The 16,212-nt window shown below is 62.7% G+C and carries 15 protein-coding genes and 2 pseudogenes; 6 read left to right on the forward strand and 11 right to left on the reverse strand.

All coding sequences use genetic code 11. From position 1 onward, the window contains the following. Window positions 1-28 precede the first annotated feature (28 nt). From AERO9A_RS22945 to AERO9A_RS17860, 5 genes and pseudogenes are all read left to right on the forward strand, one after another. Window positions 29-1,102 (forward strand): annotated as a pseudogene (locus AERO9A_RS22945) (methyl-accepting chemotaxis protein); the annotation flags it as partial. A gap of 114 nt (window positions 1,103-1,216) precedes the next feature. Then, a complete protein-coding gene (locus tag AERO9A_RS22950) occupies window positions 1,217-1,960 on the forward strand; it encodes a methyl-accepting chemotaxis protein (RefSeq protein WP_372239706.1) in 744 nt (247 codons plus the stop codon). A gap of 148 nt (window positions 1,961-2,108) precedes the next feature. Next, complete coding sequence (locus tag AERO9A_RS17850) at window positions 2,109-3,521, forward strand: di-heme oxidoredictase family protein (protein WP_159973258.1); 1,413 nt, start codon at window positions 2,109-2,111, stop codon at window positions 3,519-3,521. Window positions 3,522-3,531: 10 nt separating this feature from the next. After that, window positions 3,532-4,596 (forward strand): imelysin family protein, encoded by a 1,065-nt coding sequence (locus AERO9A_RS17855; protein WP_159973259.1) that lies wholly within the window; start codon window positions 3,532-3,534, stop codon window positions 4,594-4,596. Window positions 4,597-4,610: 14 nt separating this feature from the next. Beyond that, window positions 4,611-5,714, forward strand: coding sequence for a DUF1513 domain-containing protein (locus AERO9A_RS17860; protein ID WP_159973260.1), 1,104 nt, complete (start codon window positions 4,611-4,613; stop codon window positions 5,712-5,714). A gap of 125 nt (window positions 5,715-5,839) precedes the next feature. Here the strand turns inward: AERO9A_RS17860 and AERO9A_RS17865 are convergent, their stop codons facing one another. The 9 genes and pseudogenes from AERO9A_RS17865 to AERO9A_RS17905 form a co-directional block, all read right to left on the reverse strand. Continuing rightward, entirely contained in the window at window positions 5,840-6,208 is a 369-nt protein-coding gene (locus AERO9A_RS17865) for a hypothetical protein (RefSeq protein WP_159973261.1), read from the reverse strand. Then, a pseudogene (locus AERO9A_RS17870) lies at window positions 6,205-6,714 on the reverse strand (N-acetyltransferase family protein). Before AERO9A_RS17870 ends, AERO9A_RS17865 begins: the two are co-directional and overlap by 4 nt. Before the next feature lie 82 nt (window positions 6,715-6,796). Beyond that, the gene (locus tag AERO9A_RS17875) at window positions 6,797-7,129 is read right to left on the reverse strand and encodes a Na+/H+ antiporter subunit G (protein WP_159973262.1); all 333 of its coding nucleotides are present in this window, start codon (window positions 7,127-7,129) and stop codon (window positions 6,797-6,799) included. A gap of 9 nt (window positions 7,130-7,138) precedes the next feature. Next, a complete protein-coding gene (locus AERO9A_RS17880) occupies window positions 7,139-7,408 on the reverse strand; it encodes a K+/H+ antiporter subunit F (protein ID WP_159973263.1) in 270 nt (89 codons plus the stop codon). After that, a complete protein-coding gene (locus AERO9A_RS17885) occupies window positions 7,393-7,896 on the reverse strand; it encodes a Na+/H+ antiporter subunit E (RefSeq protein ID WP_159973264.1) in 504 nt (167 codons plus the stop codon). Before AERO9A_RS17885 ends, AERO9A_RS17880 begins: the two co-directional genes overlap by 16 nt. Then, entirely contained in the window at window positions 7,893-9,398 is a 1,506-nt protein-coding gene (locus AERO9A_RS17890; protein WP_159973265.1) for a monovalent cation/H+ antiporter subunit D, read from the reverse strand. Before AERO9A_RS17890 ends, AERO9A_RS17885 begins: the two co-directional genes overlap by 4 nt. Beyond that, a complete protein-coding gene (locus AERO9A_RS17895; RefSeq protein WP_159973266.1) occupies window positions 9,395-9,724 on the reverse strand; it encodes a Na+/H+ antiporter subunit C in 330 nt (109 codons plus the stop codon). Before AERO9A_RS17895 ends, AERO9A_RS17890 begins: the two co-directional genes overlap by 4 nt. Window position 9,725: 1 nt before the next feature. Further along, entirely contained in the window at window positions 9,726-12,518 is a 2,793-nt protein-coding gene (locus AERO9A_RS17900) for a monovalent cation/H+ antiporter subunit A (protein ID WP_159973267.1), read from the reverse strand. Window positions 12,519-12,804: 286 nt separating this feature from the next. Continuing rightward, entirely contained in the window at window positions 12,805-13,266 is a 462-nt protein-coding gene (locus AERO9A_RS17905) for a hypothetical protein (RefSeq protein WP_159973268.1), read from the reverse strand. Between the two features lie 140 nt (window positions 13,267-13,406). On the opposite strand from AERO9A_RS17905, the gene AERO9A_RS17910 reads away from it, so the two are divergent. Next, on the forward strand, window positions 13,407-13,667 hold the full coding sequence (locus AERO9A_RS17910) for a hypothetical protein (protein WP_159973269.1): 261 nt from the start codon (window positions 13,407-13,409) through the stop codon (window positions 13,665-13,667). On the opposite strand, the gene AERO9A_RS17915 is transcribed toward AERO9A_RS17910, so the two are convergent. Then, window positions 13,641-14,777: a glycerate kinase gene (locus tag AERO9A_RS17915; protein WP_159973270.1), complete on the reverse strand. Its 1,137-nt coding sequence runs from the start codon at window positions 14,775-14,777 to the stop codon at window positions 13,641-13,643. The two genes, AERO9A_RS17910 and AERO9A_RS17915, sit on opposite strands and share 27 nt — an antisense overlap. A 54-nt stretch (window positions 14,778-14,831) precedes the next feature. Continuing rightward, window positions 14,832-16,199, reverse strand: coding sequence for a GntP family permease (locus AERO9A_RS17920; RefSeq protein WP_159973271.1), 1,368 nt, complete (start codon window positions 16,197-16,199; stop codon window positions 14,832-14,834). Between the last annotated feature and the right edge of the window lie 13 nt (window positions 16,200-16,212).

The following is a 16,212-nucleotide window of genomic DNA, read 5'->3' on the forward strand; positions in this document are numbered from 1 at the left end:
GAACACCATCACCCATACGCTACTTAACATGAGTGTTCGTAAAAAACTGCTTGGCGGCTTTGGTCTGATCCTGGTGATCACCCTGGCAACAGCCTGGATCGGCAATAACAGCCTGAACAGCACCCTAAAACGCATCGACAACCTGCTTGGCGTCAGCGAGATCGACACCACCCTGTTACGTGCGCGCCAACATGAGAAGAACTACCTGCTGCGTGACGATGAAAATGCCATGCAGCAAGCGTTGACCCTCTCCCAGCAAATCCAAGATCAGGCCGCCGCAAAGGAGGCCGTGCTGGTACGTCCTGAGAACAAGGCCCTGATGCGACAGATTCAGGAAGACGCCAGTAGCTACCGCAACGAACTGCTGCAATTACAGGCCGCAGGTAAAGTTAGCAGCGACGCGCAGCAGGCCATGGAAATCTCCGCCCGCGCTGCGCTGAAAGGCTTCAACGATTTGGCGGACACACTGCGCCAGCAGGCTGTCGAACAGATTCGTATGAACGGCGAGCAAGACAGTATCGGCACCCTTGAGCGCGCCAACCAAGCCAACGATATGGCCATGGAGATGCTCCAGGCACGCAGGCGCGAAAAAGACTTCCTGCTACGCCACGATCCGCAGTACGCGCAAATGCTCGACGAGCACTTCAACCTGCTCGATAGCAAAGCACAACAATTGCTCGCTGCCATGCCAAGCGGCGACGCCCGCTCGACAGTGCAAGAGGCCATAAAAGAACTCACCACCTACCGCAATAACTTCGGCCAGCTCAAAGCCAGCATCGGTGAGTTGAAGCAAAGCGAAAATGACATGACCGAACGAGCCCGCGAAGTTACGGACGCCTCGACCCAATCGCTCAAACTGCAACGTGAACTGCTGGTCAGCGATACGGACAGTGCCAAACGAAACCTGCTGCTCGCCAGCGTGATCGCTTTCATACTGGGCGGAATCTGCTCCTTGTTCATAACCCAAGCCATCGTCGGCCCGTTGCAACGGGTAGTAGGCATCGCCCGTCAAATCGCCAACGGCGATCTGACGGGCAACATCGACAGCGATCGCCGTGACGAGCTGGGCCAACTGATGCAGGCCATGCAAGCCATGACCCTGAGCCTGCGTGATTTGATCAGCAAGCTCAGCTCCGGTATCACGCAACTGGCCACGGCAGCCGAAGAACTGTCTGCCGTAACCGAACAAACCAGTGCTGGCGTCACCGAGCAACGCATGGAAACCGAGCAGGTGGCCACCGCCATGAACCAGATGACGGCCACCGTGCAGGATGTCGCTCGCAATGCCGAAAACGCCGCCAACTCGGCCAGTGAGGCTGAAGGTCAGACCGGAGAAGGCGCCACGATCGTGCAGCAGGCCATAAGCCATATCGAGCAACTGGCCCAAACCGTGGAAAGCTCGGCCGAAACCATTACCCGGCTCAAAGGCGACAGCGCCAATATCAGCACGGTGCTCGATGTGATTAAAAGCATCGCCGAGCAAACCAACCTGCTGGCGCTCAATGCCGCCATCGAGGCCGCAAGGGCAGGCGAAGCTGGCCGTGGCTTCGCCGTGGTCGCCGACGAGGTACGCGCCCTAGCCAGACGCACGCAGGAGTCCACACAGCAGATCGAGCAACTGGTCGCCACGTTGCAAAACGGCGCCGAAAGTGCCGTAAATGTCATGACGCAGAGCCGCAGCATGGCCGGTGAAACCGTGGATGTGGCGCGCCATGCCGGCGCCGCTCTCACGCGGATCGATGAAGCGGTTTCACGCATCCAGCAGATGAACCAGCAAATCGCCACGGCCTCCGAGCAACAAAGCTCGGTGGCCGAGGAAATCAACCGCAGCATTTCCAGTATTCGCGACATCGCCGAGCAATCGGCGGCGGCAACCGAGGAAACCTCGGCAGCCAGCATCGACCTGGCACGCCTAGGCGGCGAGCTACAGCTTCAGGTCAACCGCTTCCGCATTAGCTGACCCCCAGGCAAGCCACCTTTGGCTTGCCTACGCCCTGCAAACCGAGCGGCGCGCGACCTGCGTGCCGAGCGTTAACGCTAGTAGATCTTATTTAAAACTCCTTAGCCTGCTAATCTTAGCGCCCCCGCCGCCCCGGATTGCTCTACCGATGTCGCCGTATCTGCGCAGCCTGCTTCCCCCCCTGGCCTTGCTTCTGGCCGCCTGTGACCAGCAACCGCACTTCACCGCCGCCGAGCCGGGTGAAGCGCTCTCGGCTGGCGCTGCCACGGTGCGTAAATTCGACCATAACGCCTTCTCCCAGTCCTCGGCCAATCTGCCCCCCAGCCGCCGCCTGGACTTCGCGGTGGGCAACAGTTTCTTCCGTAACCCCTGGGTCACCGCCCCGGCCACCACCACCGCGCGCGACGGCCTCGGCCCGTTGTTCAACACCAATGCGTGTCAGAACTGCCATATCAAGGATGGTCGCGGCCATCCGCCTGCAGCCGAGGCCGCCAGCGCCGCATCAATGCTGGTGCGCCTGTCGATTCCTGCTGGCACCGATGACGCCGAACGTCTGCTGCATCAGGGCGTCGTAGCGGAACCCACCTACGGCACCCAGTTGCAGGACATGGCCAACCCCGGCATCGCCCCGGAAGGCAAAGTGCGGATGAACTACAGCCGCGTGCCGGTGCATTTTGCCGACGGCACCGAGGTGCAACTGCGCAAACCGCAGTTGGACGTCAGCCAGCTTGGTTACGGCCCCATGCACCCGGACACGCTCTTTTCGGCACGCGTAGCCACCCCAATGATCGGCCTGGGCCTGCTCGAATCCATCTCCGAAACCGATATCCTGGCCAATGCCGACCCCGACGACAGCAACGGTGATGGTATTTCCGGGCGCCCCAATCAGGTCTGGGATCGCGCACAGCAGCGCACCGCACTCGGCCGTTTCGGTTGGAAGGCAGGTCAACCAACGCTCAACCAGCAAAACGCCGAAGCCTTCGCCAATGACATGGGCCTGACCTCCACCCTGGTCGCCCATGACAACTGCACAGACGCACAAAGCGACTGTCTGGCTGCCGTCAATGGCGGCGTGCCGGAAGTCAGCGACAACATCCTCGCCAGCGTGCTGTTCTACAGCCGCAACCTCGGCGTGCCGGCACGCCGTAACGTCGACGCGCCCGAGGTGCTCAAGGGCAAGGGCCTGTTCCATCAGGCTGGCTGCCAGCAGTGCCACACGCCGCGCTTCACCACCGCTGCCGACGCCGTGGAGCCGGAATTGGCCAACCAGGTGATTCGCCCCTATACCGACTTGCTGCTGCATGACATGGGCGAAGGCCTGGCCGATGGCCGTGACGAGTTTCTCGCCACTGGCCGCGAATGGCGCACGCCGCCGCTGTGGGGCATCGGCCTGACTCAAGCGGTCAATGGCCATACACAATTTCTGCATGACGGTCGTGCCCGCAACCTGCTGGAAGCCATACTCTGGCACGGCGGCGAGGCCGAAGCGGCCAAGCAACATGTACTGCAATTCGATGCTGACGAGCGCGCAGCGCTGCTCGCCTTCCTCAATTCCCTCTAAGGAGCCTGCGATGTTGCACAAAACCCTGATCGCCTCCCTGCTCGGCCTGGCCCTGGTAGGCTGCGGCCAGCAGGATCCAACCGCCAAGGTCACTGGCGCCCTCACCGACGGCGTACTGCTGCCGGCCTACACCAGTTGGCAGGAAGCCGATCGTCAGTTAGCCGAACGTGCGGCGGCCTTCTGCAACGGCAGCGCCGACCTGCCCGCCGCACGCCAGGCCTTTGTGACCGCCATGAGCGCCTGGTCGGCACTACAACCCTTGATGATTGGCCCCATGGCCGAAGGCAACCGCGCCTGGCAGGTACAGTTCTGGCCGGACAAGAAGAACCTGGTACAGCGCCAGGTCGAGGCGCTGCTCAAGAGCAAACCGCAACTGACCCAAGCCGAGCTGGCCAGCGCCAGTGTCGTGGTGCAGGGGCTGACCGCCTCCGAGTACGTGCTGTTCGATGCCGGTATCGACCTGACTCAGGCCGAGCAGAAATCGCGCTACTGCCCACTGCTGCAAGCCATCGGTCAGCATCAGCAAACGCTGGCCAGCGATATCGTCAGCCAGTGGCAGGCCGACAAGAGCGGCATGGCCGCGCAGCTCAAGAGCTTCCCCAACGAGCGCTACGCCGACTCCAAGGAAGCCGTGGCGGAACTGCTGCGCGTGCAAGTCAGCGGCATCGACGGCCTGAAGAAGAAACTCGGCGCGCCGCTCGGTCGCCAGAGCAAGGGCATACCGCAGCCATACCAGGCCGAAGCCTGGCGCAGCAACGCCAGCCTGGCCAACCTCGGCTCAGCCCTGGCCAGCGCCGAACTGCTCTGGCACGGCAGCAACAAGGACGGCCTGCAGGCCCTGCTCGGCAGCGACCAGGCCGATCTGGCCAAGCGCATCGACGCCGCCTACCTCGACACCCGCCAGCGCCTCGCTGCCCTCGACCTGCCGCTGACCGAACTGCTGACCAGCGAAGCCGGTCGGACGCAGTTGAGCGAACTGTACGACAGCCTCAACCGCCTGCATCGCCTGCAGGAAAGCGACCTGGCCAAGGCCCTGGGCGTGCAGATCGGCTTCAACGCCCACGATGGCGACTGACAGAGAGCGAAACGATGCAACGTAGAACCTTCCTCGGCCTCGGCGCCTTGCTCGGTATTGGCGCCACCGCGGGTGCCTTCGGCGGCTGGACGCTATTGGGCCCCGGCGGGCAACCGCTGCTGCTGTCCGCCCGTGATGGCGGTGATGGCCGCCACTACGCCGTGGGCTACCACCTCGACGGCGAGCGCGCCTTCGCCACAGCCGTAACCGAGCGCTGCCATGACGTGGTTCCGCACCCGAACCTGCCGATGGCACTGTTCGTCGGCCGTCGCCCGAGCACCGAGAGCTACCTGATCGACACCCGCGACGGTCGCCTGCTGCACACCCTGGTATCTCCCCAGGGTCGGCATTTCAACGGCCATGCGGTGTTCCACAAGGATGGCGAATGGCTGTACGCCACCGAGAATGACACCAGCGAACCCGGTCGTGGTGTGCTCGGCACCTATCGCCTCGATGGCGAGCATCTGCAGCGCACTGGCGAGCACAGCACCCATGGCGTCGGCCCACACCAATTGCTGTGGATGCCCGATGGCGAAACCCTGGTGGTGGCCAACGGCGGCATCCGCACCGAGGCCGAGAGCCGCGTCGAGATGAACCTCGATGCCATGCAAGCCAGCCTGGTACTGATGCAACGCGACGGCAGCCTGATTAGCCAGGAGCACCTGGCCGACCAGCAGAACAGCATCCGCCACCTGGCCGTGGCCCACGACGGCACCGTGGTCAGCGGCCAGCAATACATGGGCGACATGCACGACAAGGTGCCGCTGCTGGCGATCAAACGCCCCGGCCAGCCCTTCCAGCCCTTCGCCCTCGGCGAAGCGCAACGCGTGGCCATGAACCAGTACACCGCCAGCGTCGCCATTCACGACGACCTGCGCCTGCTGGCCATGACCGCCCCACGCGGCAACCGTTTCTTCATCTGGGATCTGGACAGCGCCGAAGTGCGCCTGGATGTTCCCCTACCCGATTGCGCCGGTGTTGGCGCCGTGCACGACGGTTTCGTCGTCACCTCCGGCCAGGGCCGCTGCCGTCTGTACGACTGTCGCAGCGAGCGCATCACCGCCAGTGCGCTGGAACTGCCGGCCGGGCTATGGGATAACCACCTGCGTTTGGCCTGATATAAGCGCCAGGACTGCCAGACTGGCCGCGATGCTTGCGGATATATCCTCGGCTAGCGGCCGCGTGCAACGCCTGGCGTGATGTCAAATGCCCGGCAAACCCCTGCATGGCCGTTTCGCTGCGCTCAAAATCGCCGCTGCAACAACACAGCAGGCAACAACAGAACCAGTACGCCCACACTGACCACCAGCACGCTGCGCAGCGGCATGCTGGCAAAGATGTTGGCCCAGTACAGCGTCCATAGCGACAGGCAGATGCCAGTACCGATCAGACCACTGCGTCGACTGCGGCCACTCGTCAACCAGATGGCGTTACCCAAAGCCAAAGCAGCAAACACATAGAGCGAATGCTGCAACTGCAGGCCGTAGCTGATATCGCGACGAATGCTGCCAGCCATCTGCCGATAAGCCTCGAAAGCCCCCTGGTAAAGCGCAAGGGCTAGCAATGGCTGCAGGACGGCCAGCAAGGCGATGGCGGCCAGACGCTTGATCATCCCTCGGCCTCGGCTCTCAGGCAGCACAAGGTCGAACGCCCCGAGCCATTGGGTCGGCGTTCGGGATCGGCGTAGGTCAGCAACTCGACGAAACCGGCCTTGTGCATCATCCCCGCCGAGGCCGCGTTCTCTTCATGGCGGTCGATGTAGATATCGCGCACCCCCTGCGCCAGCAGCCTGTCCACCACCTCTCGTAGCAGCCGCGAGCCCAGGCCGCGACCGGCCTGCTGGCGATGCACCACTGCCTCGCAGATATAGGCGTGCGGCTGCGTAGCGCGCGAAGGTGGCTGGTGCTCAGCAAAGGCATCGGTCAGCCGGTAACTGACGCCCCCCTACAACTCGCCCCCCTCCTCGGCCAGCCAGGCGCGCGTCTGGTCTGTAGCGATAGCAGCCAAATCTACACGCACCTCGGCTTCGGGCAAGTAGTTCCAAGTGTTGGGGCCGTGCTCCAGGAGCAGATCGCCCATGGCCTCGATATCAGCCTTCTGGGCCGCGCGTAGCTGCATGAGGGTCACCTCGTCCGAGGTCAGGCGCTCAGTTTAGGAACCCGGCATGCGCGCCGACAGACACAACCGCGCGAGAAAACTGTCACTGCTCCCAAGGGCGACCGCGAGTGTTCTCGTTCACCGGCAGCTTCTGCTGCAGCGCGGCCTTGGCCAGCATATGCGCGCTGACTGGCGCGGTGATGAACAGGAACAGGGTGATCAGCAATTCGTGCAGGCTGATGCCTTCGCCGCGTGTGCCGAAGAAGATCAGCGAGGCGATAACCATGCCGCCCACGCCCATGGTGGTGGCCTTGGTCGGGCCATGCAGGCGCATGAAGAAATCCGGCAGGCGATACAGGCCGATGGCCCCTACCAGGGCGAACAGGCTACCGAGCAACAGGAACAGCGCAACCAGGCCTTCGATCCAAGCGTTCATGGTGGCTCCTTATTCGATGATGTCGCCGCGCAGCAGATACTTGGCCACTGCAACGGTACCGATGAAGCCCATCACCGCGATCAGCAGCGCCGCTTCGAAATACAGATCCGAACCGAGCCAGATGCCGAACAGCACCAGCAAAGCGATGGCGTTGATGTACAGGGTATCGAGCGCCAGGATGCGATCAGGCATGTCCGGGCCCTTGATCAAGCGGGCCAGGGTCAGCACCAGCGCCAAGCCCATGATGGCCAGGCAAATCGGGATCACGAACGCGAGCATGCGAACACCTCCAGCAGCGGGGCTTCGTAACGGGTCTGGATGCTGCGCACCAGTTCGGCTTCGTCATCCACGTTGAGGCTGTGGATCAGCAGCGTGCGCTTGTCATCGCTGAGGTCGGCGGAAACGGTGCCCGGCGTCAGCGAAACGATACTGGCGAGCATGGTCAGCGCCAGTTCGTCGTCCAGTTGCACCGGCACTTCGAGGAACGCCGGGCGCAGACGGCTGGTCGGGCCGAGGATGAGCTTGGCCACTTCCAGGTTGGCCACCACGATGTCGCCCAACACCCGCAGCAGGAACAGGCACAGCTTGATCGGCTTGCGGATCTGCGGCGGGTTGATCCAGAACACCTGGCTGACCAGCGGGATCAGCCAGCCCAGGAAAGCACCCAAGAGAACATGGCCAAAGCTGAAATCATTCACCAACAGCAGCCAGACGCCGAGCAGGCACAGGCTCAGCAGTGGATGCGGCAACCCGCGACGTGCGTTCATGCACCACCTCCGCTGCGCAGGATCATGTGATAGCTCTCCAGGTCATGCAGTTGCGCCACCAGCGCGGCAATGTAGTCCAGCGCAGGCGCGGCGCAGACCACCAGCACGGGGCTCATCAGCAGCAGACCGATAGCAGCGGCCAGGCGGCCTTCGTCCAATTCGGCGCTGTCGAGTTGGCTCAGACCAACGCGCCAGAACAACGTGCTACCAGCGCGACTGAGGCTGATCAGGGTTACCAGACCGCCAAGCAGCACCACCGGCCACAGCAATGCGGCTTGCCAACCAGCACCGGCAGCCTTGAGCAGCAGCACCTTGCCAAAGAAACCGGACAACGGCGGTAAACCGGCCACGGCAATCGCCCCGGCGAAAAACAATGCGCCGAGGATATGCGGGTTCTGCAGGGCCGGGCCCTGGATCAGTTGACCGACCTTGATGCCGCGCTGGCGGCTGATCAGGTCAGCGATCAAAAACAGCGCCCCCGCCACCCAAGTGCTGTGGATCAGGTAGAAAAGCGCAGCCTGCAGCGCCTCAGGCGTGCCCAGCGCCATGCCGGCGAGCAGCGTGCCCACCGACAACACCACCAGATAAGCCAGCATGCCTTGCAGCGTGACCGAGGCGAAGGCGCCAATGGCGCCCAACGCCAGGGTCAGCAGCGCCAACGGCCACAGCCATTCCTGCGCCATATGCCCAAGACCACCGGCTTCGTCGCCAAATACCAGGGTGTAGACGCGCAGAATCGAATACAGCCCCACCTTGGTCATGATGGCGAACAGCGCTGCCACCGGCGCAGTGGCCGAGGCATAGGCACGCGGCAACCAGAAGTACAGCGGCAGAAACGCAGCCTTGAGACCGAATACCACCAACAGCAGCATACTGGCCGCGGCGATCAACGGCGCATGATCAGCGCCGGCTGCGGCAACGCGCAGCGACATATCGGCCATGTTCAGCGTCCCGGTGACGCCATAAAGGGTGCCCACTGCAATCAGGAAGAAGGCCGAGCCCACCAGATTGAGCACCACGTAGTGCAGCCCCGAGCGCACCCGATCCTTACCGCCGCCGTGCAACAGCAGCGAGTAAGAGGCGATCAGCAGAATCTCGAAGAAGACGAACAGGTTGAACAAATCACCCGTAAGGAAGGCGCCGTTGATACCCAGCAACTGGAACTGGAACAGCGCATGGAAGTTGCGCCCGCGCTCGTCATCGCCACGCATGGCGTAGAGCACGGCGAACAGTGCCAGCACCGAAGTCACCATCAGCATCAGCGCGCTAAGGCGGTCGAGCACCAGCACGATACCGAACGGCGGCTGCCAGTTACCCAGTGCATACACCTGAATTGCGCCTTGGTCAGCCTGTAACAGCAGCCATAGACTCAGCGGCACCAGCAGAGCGCTGGCGCTGACCGAGACGATGCGCTTGAACAGCATGTCGCGACGCGCGGCCACCAGCAGCAGGCTGCCTGCCAGCAAGGGCAGAAGAATCGGCAGGATCAACGCATGATTCATCGATGCTGCTCCCGCCCATCGACGTGGTCGGTACTCAACTCACCGACGCTACGCAGTGCCAGTACCACGACGAACGCGGTCATGGCGAAGCCGATGACGATGGCGGTCAGCACCAGCGCCTGCGGCAGCGGATCGACATACTGCGAACCACGTCCGATTACCGTCGAGGCACCGCCCTGAAGGCGGCCCATGGCGAATAGGAACAGGTTGACGGCATACGAAATCAGGGTCAGCCCCATCACCACCGGGAAGGTACGAGCACGCAGCAGCAGATAGACCCCGCTAGAGATCAGGATGCCGAGCGCCACGGCAAATAGCGCTTCCATATCAGAGTACCTCCTGTCCGGGCTTTTCCTGGGTCAGCTTGCCCAGGTTGGCGAGGATAAGCAGAGTCGAACCAACCACGGTCAGGTAGACGCCCAGGTCGAACAACATGGCGGTCGCCAACTCGATTTCTCCCACCAACGGAATATTGAAATGACCGAACGCCGAGGTCAGGAACGGTCGCTCGAACAACCAACTGCCCAGGCCGGTCGCAGTGGCGATGAGCACACCGCCGCCCGCCAGGCGGTGATAGTTCAGCGGCAAACGCGACTGCGTCCACTGCACACCACTGGCCACGTACTGCAGGATCAACGCCACGGCGGTGACCAGACCGGCGATGAAGCCGCCACCTGGCAGGTTGTGGCCACGCAGGAAGATGAACACCGAAATCAGCAGCGCCATCGGCAACAGCACGCGTGACAGCGTGGCAAGGATCAGCGGGTGACGATCACGCGCCCAACTGCGCCCCTCGGCATCGGCATTGGGCTGGAACAGGCGCAAACCATCGAGCATGGCGTAGATGCCGACACCGGCAATGGCCAGTACACAAATCTCACCCAGGGTATCGAAGCCACGGAAGTCCACCAGAATCACGTTGACCACGTTGGTACCGCCACCGCCAGAAACGCTGTTGGCCAGGAAGTAGCCGGCAATACTCTCGTACGGGCGAGTCAGTACGGCAAAGGCCAGCATCGCCACCATCACCCCACTACCAATGGCCAGGCTGAAGTCACGTAGCGCGCGCATACTGCTGGACTCCACCCGCGTCTGGGCCGGCAGGAAGAACAGCGCCAGCATTAGCAGGATGATGGTCACCACCTCGACCGATAGCTGAGTCAGCGCCAGATCCGGCGCCGAATAACGAGCGAACGCCAGAGCCACCATCAGACCCACCACGCTGAGCATCAGCAGCGCCACCAGGCGCTGGCGATGGAAGATCACCGTGACCAGCGCCGCCAACGTCAAAATGCCCAAGCCCAGCGCGGTGATGCCATCGATCGGGCTCAGCGGCACCGAACCGGCCAACTCCGGCAGCGGCCCCAGCGCCATCACCACCACGACAATGGCCGAGCCCAGCAAATAAGCGATATAACGCTGCAGCGAAGCGTTATCCAGCCAGCGAGTCACGGCGCTGGCAGCGTTGAACAGGCTCACCACCATCCGCTCGAACACCAGCTTGGCGTCCACATGAGGCATCCCGGCGTACCAGCGGAACAGCGGTTTGCGCAGCGCGTAGACCAGCACACCACCGACCAATGCGACCACGCTCATGATCAGCGGCAAGTTGAAACCGTGCCAAATCGACAGGCTGTACTCCGGCACCTGGCCACCGAGGGTCGCCGACGCCGCCGACGTCAACAGCGGCGCCACGGTATAGGCCGGCACAATGCCCACCAGCAAGCAGAGGAACACCAGCACCTCCACCGGCACCTTCATATAGCGCGGCGGCTCGTGCGGCGGATACTTCGGCAGATTGATCGGTTCACCGTTGAAGAACACGTCATGGATAAAGCGTAGCGAATAAGCCACCGAAAACACCCCGGCCAACGTCGCGGCTGCCGGAATCACCCAATTGAAGCTGCCCAGCAGATGCTGATGCAGCGTCTCGGTAAAGAACATTTCCTTGCTCAAAAAGCCATTGAGCAGTGGCACCCCGGCCATCGCCGACGCCGCCACCATCGCCAGCAGCGCCGTGTGCGGCATGTACTTCCACATACCGTTGATACGGCGCATATCGCGGCTGCCGGTTTCGTGATCGATGATCCCGGCAGCCATAAACAGCGAGGCCTTGAAGGTGGCGTGGTTGATGATATGGAACACCGCCGCCACTGCTGCCAGGCGCGTATCGAGGCCGAACAGCAGGGTAATCAGGCCCAAGTGGCTGATGGTCGAGTACGCCAGCAGCCCCTTGAGATCATGCTGGAACAACGCCAGCGTTGCGCCGATCAACAGCGTGGCCAGGCCGGTCAGGCTGACCAGATAGAACCACCATTCCGAGCCAGCCAGCGCCGGGTACAGGCGGGCCAGCAAAAAGACCCCAGCCTTGACCATGGTGGCCGAGTGCAAATAAGCCGACACCGGCGTTGGCGCCGCCATCGCATGCGGCAGCCAGAAATGAAACGGGAACTGCGCCGACTTGGTGAACACACCCAGCAACACCAGCACCAGCACCAGCGGGTACAGCTCATGGGCACGGATTGCATAACCAGCGGCCAGCACCTGCGACAACTCGAAGCTGCCAACGATATGACCGATCAGCAGGATACCGGCCAACAGCGCCAACCCGCCGCCACCGGTAACGGCCAGCGCCATACGCGCACCCTTGCGCGCATCGGAGCGCGAGCCCCAGAAACCGATCAGCAGGAACGAAGACAGGCTGGTCAGTTCCCAGAACACCAGCATCAGCAGCAGGTTTTCCGACAGCACCACACCGAGCATGGCGCCCATGAACAGCAGCAAAAAGGCGAAGAATCGCCCCATCGGCTCACTCTTGGCCAGGTAATAGCGGGCGTAGAGAATCACCAGCAGGCCAATGCCGAGAATCAGCAGAGCGAAGAGAAAGCCCAGGCCATCAAGGCGCAGACTGAGGTTGAAGCCCAGTTGCGGCAACCACTCGTGCTTGACCCGCAGCACCTCACCGGCGAACACGCCCGGCTGCAGACTGAACAACAGCACCAGCGCGACCAACGGCGGCAACGCCGCGGCGACAGCGCAAGCCGAACGCCCCAGTCGCTCGGTAAGCACCGGAAGAAACAAACCCAAAAATGGCAAGGCGACGATCAACGCAAGCGCCATCAGCAAAACCCCTTATGCAGGCACACCGGCCAGCCACGACCGACGACGAGAATTGGAGTCGCAACTCCCTGACGGTGACGAACCACGCACCACAATGAATCAGCTAAGTCATTGTCGCGGCAAGAATAACCGACGATTATCCATACCTATCAACGCATCGTCATGCATTGAATTATTACTAAACGCGCCAGTCGACAGATAAGCAGATTTTTCTATCGCCGCAGGCACCAGCAGCTATAAAAAAACCGGAGCAGCCTGAACTGCTCCGGTTTTTCCCTACACGCCCTCAGTGAGTGACGCGGCTGGTACCGTTAACGGTCATGATGCGTACCCGCTCACCCACGCGGAAGATCTGATTCGGCTCGACCTCCTGCACATAGGCACGCATGGTGCCGTCGTCTTCACGCACGGTGATTTCCACACCCTGAGTACGGGTCAGGCCTTCCTCGGTTGCCGCGCCCAACAAGCCGCCAGCGACCGCACCGACCACCGCCATCACCACGCTACCGCGTCCACCGCCGAGCGTGCTGCCACCGAGACCACCGACGACCGCGCCAGCACCGGCGCCGATTGGCGTCTTGGTACCCTCGATCTTCACTGGACGCAGGGACTCAATGGTGCCCATGCGGACTGTCTGAACCTGGCGCGCCTCATCACGGCTGTAGGTATCGCCGGTCAGGCTCGAAGCGCAACCGCCCAGAGCGAGTGTCGCGGCAACGAATACAGCCATAGCTGCGGGCTTACGCATGGTTTGTTTCCTCCATTGATGACTAACGCTTATTAGACTCTCTGCATGGCCAAGTGTCACCCGGCGCGGCGTAAAGACGCAGCGCTGTACAGCCGGGCGACAGCTAGAATGCGGCCTGCATCAATGCATCAGAGTATTGCATGGACTATTTCATCATCGTCGCCACGACTGTCGCCGGTCTGGCCTTTCACGCCTGGCTGTACTTGCGTATACGCCGCTGGATAGACCGCGACCTGGCCCTCGCACTGGCCGGTAACGATGCCGATATGCGCAGCCACATGCTCGAATGCTTGGTCGCAGCGCGTCAGCAGAACGTGCCGCGCAAAGCGTTACCCGCCTTTCTTGAACGCGCGGCCTTCGCCTACGAAAAGCCGTCAGTCACACCGCGCAATACGCCATAAGCGCGCAATATCCACGGCGCGCGCCTGCAGTTCGCCTGCCGCCCTCGCCATGGCCTGCTCCAGGCTCAGCGGCCCCGGCGCCAGACTAAAGGCAGCCTCAATCCCCGCAGCGTACAACGCCTGATAATCGTCCCCCAGACTGCCAGCCAGAGCGATCACCGGCACATTAGCCTGCTGAGCGACCCGCGCCACGCCCATCGGCGTCTTGCCGTGCAGGGTTTGTGCGTCCATCCGCCCTTCTCCGGTAATCACCAAGTCGGCCCCCTGCACCGCCGTGGCCAGGCCGGACAGCTCGGCCACCAGCTCGATCCCCGGACGGAAGGTCGCCTTGAGAAAAGCCCGCGCCGCAAAACCAAGGCCGCCAGCCGCGCCAACGCCGGGAAAGCTGGCGTGATCCTCGCCTAAGGTTGCCGCGACGATACGGGCGAAACGCCCCAGCGCCTGATCCAATTGTTCGACATGCGCAGGCGTCGCACCCTTCTGCGGGCCAAACACCGCCGAGGCCCCGCGCGGGCCACACAGCGGGTTGTCGACATCCGCCGCCACATCTACCTGTACTGACAGCAGGCGTGGGTCCAACCCTGTCAGATCGAGCTGATCGAGCGCAGCCAAGGCCGCACCACCTGGCGCCAGCTCACGCCCCTGCTCATCGAGCAAACGCAGCCCCAGGGCCTGCAACAACCCCGCACCAGCATCATTGGTGGCGCTGCCACCGAGGCCGAGGATGATCCGCGTGGCACCGGCATCGAGCGCCTGCAGAATCAGCTCGCCGGTGCCGTAGCTCGACGCCACGCGGGCATCACGCAGCTCACGCGGCACCCAGTGCAAACCACTGGCGGCGGCCATTTCAATCACCGCCGTGCCATCGTCCAGCAAGCCCCAGTGCGCCTGCACCGGCTGCCCCATAGGGCCGCGCACCTGGCATTCACGGCGTTCACCGCCAACGGCGGCCAGCAGCGCGTCAACCGTGCCCTCGCCGCCATCGGCCATCGGCCTTAGCAGGCACTGGGCCTCGGGGAACACCTGCTGCCAGCCACGGGCAATGGCAGCCGCCACATCAGGCGCGCTGAGGCTCTCCTTGAAGGAGTCGGGGGCAATGACAATTTTCATCTTGATACCTTCGGCAGGGGCGAACGACCGCAAGCCGTTCGCCTATGGAGCGAATTACAGCAGCACCAGGCTCAGCAGCCAGACCGTGAGCATACCGGCGATACCCTGCACCAGCGTCGCCAGGGTTTGCGCACGGTAAGCGGTGCCCACTTTCATACGGCTGAACTGGGTGACCACCCAGAAGAAGCTGTCGTTGGCGTGAGACACGGTCATCGCACCGGCGCCAATGGCCATCACGGTCAGCACGCGGCCCATCTCGCTGTCCAGGCCCAGATTGCCCAGCAACGGTGCCACCATCGCCGACGTAGTCACCAGCGCCACGGTGGACGAGCCCTGCGCACTCTTCAGCGCGGCAGACACCAAAAACGGCATGAACAAACCAATGCCTAGCGCCGACAAGGTGTCGCCCAGGTAGCCGGTCAGCGCGGTGGCCTTGAGCACCGCACCGAAGGCGCCACCGGCACCGGTAATCAGCAGAATCGGCGCGGCATCCTTGAGGCCGTCAGCGACGAAGTCATGGAATTGCTTAGGTTTGTCCTCGCCTTTGAGCAGGCTGCAGGCCAACGCCAGACCGACCAACAACGCCGCAACCGGCTGGCCGAGGAAGCTCAGCACCTGAAACAGGCCGCCCGTGCCAAACGGCTTGCTCGGGAAGGCGGCGATCGAACCCAGGCAGATCAGCGCAATCGGCACGAAGATCGGCGCAAAGGCCTGCCAGGCACTCGGCAGTTTGCCGTAACGGGCACGCAGCGCCTCGAAGTCGATGTTCTCGGCCAGCAGTTCGCTGGGCGCTTCTTCCAGCAATTGGCTGTCATCCTGCTTGAGGTAACGGTTGGCCCAGAGCATACCGGCAAAGGCGGTCGCAGCAGCAACCACCAACCCCACCAGGATCACCAGGCCCAGCGAGGCATCGAGGCCCAGGTTACCGGCAGCGGCAATCGGCCCCGGCGTTGGCGGCACGAAGGTGTGGGTGGCGTACAGGCCGGTGGCCAGGGCCACGCTCATGGCCACCACGGAGACCTGCATGCGCGCGGCCAGGGCGTTCTTCAGCGAGTTGAGGATGACGTAACCGGAGTCACAGAACACCGGGATCGATACCAGATAACCGATGATCGACATGGTCAGCGTGGGGAAGCGCTGACCCAGCAGACTAATCACCGTCTCGGCCATAGTGATGGCCGCGCCGCTGCGTTCGAGAATCACACCGATGATGGTGCCGAGCACGATGACGATACCGATATAGCCGAGGATGCCCCCGAAGCCTGCGGTAATGGTCTTGATGATTTCGCCACTGGGCACCTGATAGGCGAAACCGGCGATCAGCGCCGCGCCCAGCAGTGCCAGGAAGGGATGAAGTTTAAAGCGGGTGGTAGACAGCACGATGAACGCGATCAGCGCCACCAGAATCAGAACCAGGCCCATGGCCAATCTCCTC

Origin of the sequence: Pseudomonas sp. 8Z (assembly GCF_902506535.1) — a bacterium.
In the GTDB taxonomy this organism is placed as follows: domain Bacteria; phylum Pseudomonadota; class Gammaproteobacteria; order Pseudomonadales; family Pseudomonadaceae; genus Aquipseudomonas.

What these genes read in the sequence shown, in the direction of transcription:
- AERO9A_RS22950 (WP_372239706.1), top strand. Translation starts at nt 1,217, where the DNA reads ATGGAAACCGAGCAGGTGGCCACCGCCATGAACCAGATGACGGCCACC.
- AERO9A_RS17850 (WP_159973258.1), top strand. Translation starts at nt 2,109, where the DNA reads ATGTCGCCGTATCTGCGCAGCCTGCTTCCCCCCCTGGCCTTGCTTCTG.
- AERO9A_RS17855 (WP_159973259.1), top strand. Translation starts at nt 3,532, where the DNA reads ATGTTGCACAAAACCCTGATCGCCTCCCTGCTCGGCCTGGCCCTGGTA.
- AERO9A_RS17860 (WP_159973260.1), top strand. Translation starts at nt 4,611, where the DNA reads ATGCAACGTAGAACCTTCCTCGGCCTCGGCGCCTTGCTCGGTATTGGC.
- AERO9A_RS17865 (WP_159973261.1), bottom strand. Translation starts at nt 6,208, where the DNA reads ATGATCAAGCGTCTGGCCGCCATCGCCTTGCTGGCCGTCCTGCAGCCA.
- AERO9A_RS17875 (WP_159973262.1), bottom strand. Translation starts at nt 7,129, where the DNA reads ATGAACGCTTGGATCGAAGGCCTGGTTGCGCTGTTCCTGTTGCTCGGT.
- AERO9A_RS17880 (WP_159973263.1), bottom strand. Translation starts at nt 7,408, where the DNA reads ATGCTCGCGTTCGTGATCCCGATTTGCCTGGCCATCATGGGCTTGGCG.
- AERO9A_RS17885 (WP_159973264.1), bottom strand. Translation starts at nt 7,896, where the DNA reads ATGAACGCACGTCGCGGGTTGCCGCATCCACTGCTGAGCCTGTGCCTG.
- AERO9A_RS17890 (WP_159973265.1), bottom strand. Translation starts at nt 9,398, where the DNA reads ATGAATCATGCGTTGATCCTGCCGATTCTTCTGCCCTTGCTGGCAGGC.
- AERO9A_RS17895 (WP_159973266.1), bottom strand. Translation starts at nt 9,724, where the DNA reads ATGGAAGCGCTATTTGCCGTGGCGCTCGGCATCCTGATCTCTAGCGGG.
- AERO9A_RS17900 (WP_159973267.1), bottom strand. Translation starts at nt 12,518, where the DNA reads ATGGCGCTTGCGTTGATCGTCGCCTTGCCATTTTTGGGTTTGTTTCTT.
- AERO9A_RS17905 (WP_159973268.1), bottom strand. Translation starts at nt 13,266, where the DNA reads ATGCGTAAGCCCGCAGCTATGGCTGTATTCGTTGCCGCGACACTCGCT.
- AERO9A_RS17910 (WP_159973269.1), top strand. Translation starts at nt 13,407, where the DNA reads ATGGACTATTTCATCATCGTCGCCACGACTGTCGCCGGTCTGGCCTTT.
- AERO9A_RS17915 (WP_159973270.1), bottom strand. Translation starts at nt 14,777, where the DNA reads ATGAAAATTGTCATTGCCCCCGACTCCTTCAAGGAGAGCCTCAGCGCG.
- AERO9A_RS17920 (WP_159973271.1), bottom strand. Translation starts at nt 16,199, where the DNA reads ATGGGCCTGGTTCTGATTCTGGTGGCGCTGATCGCGTTCATCGTGCTG.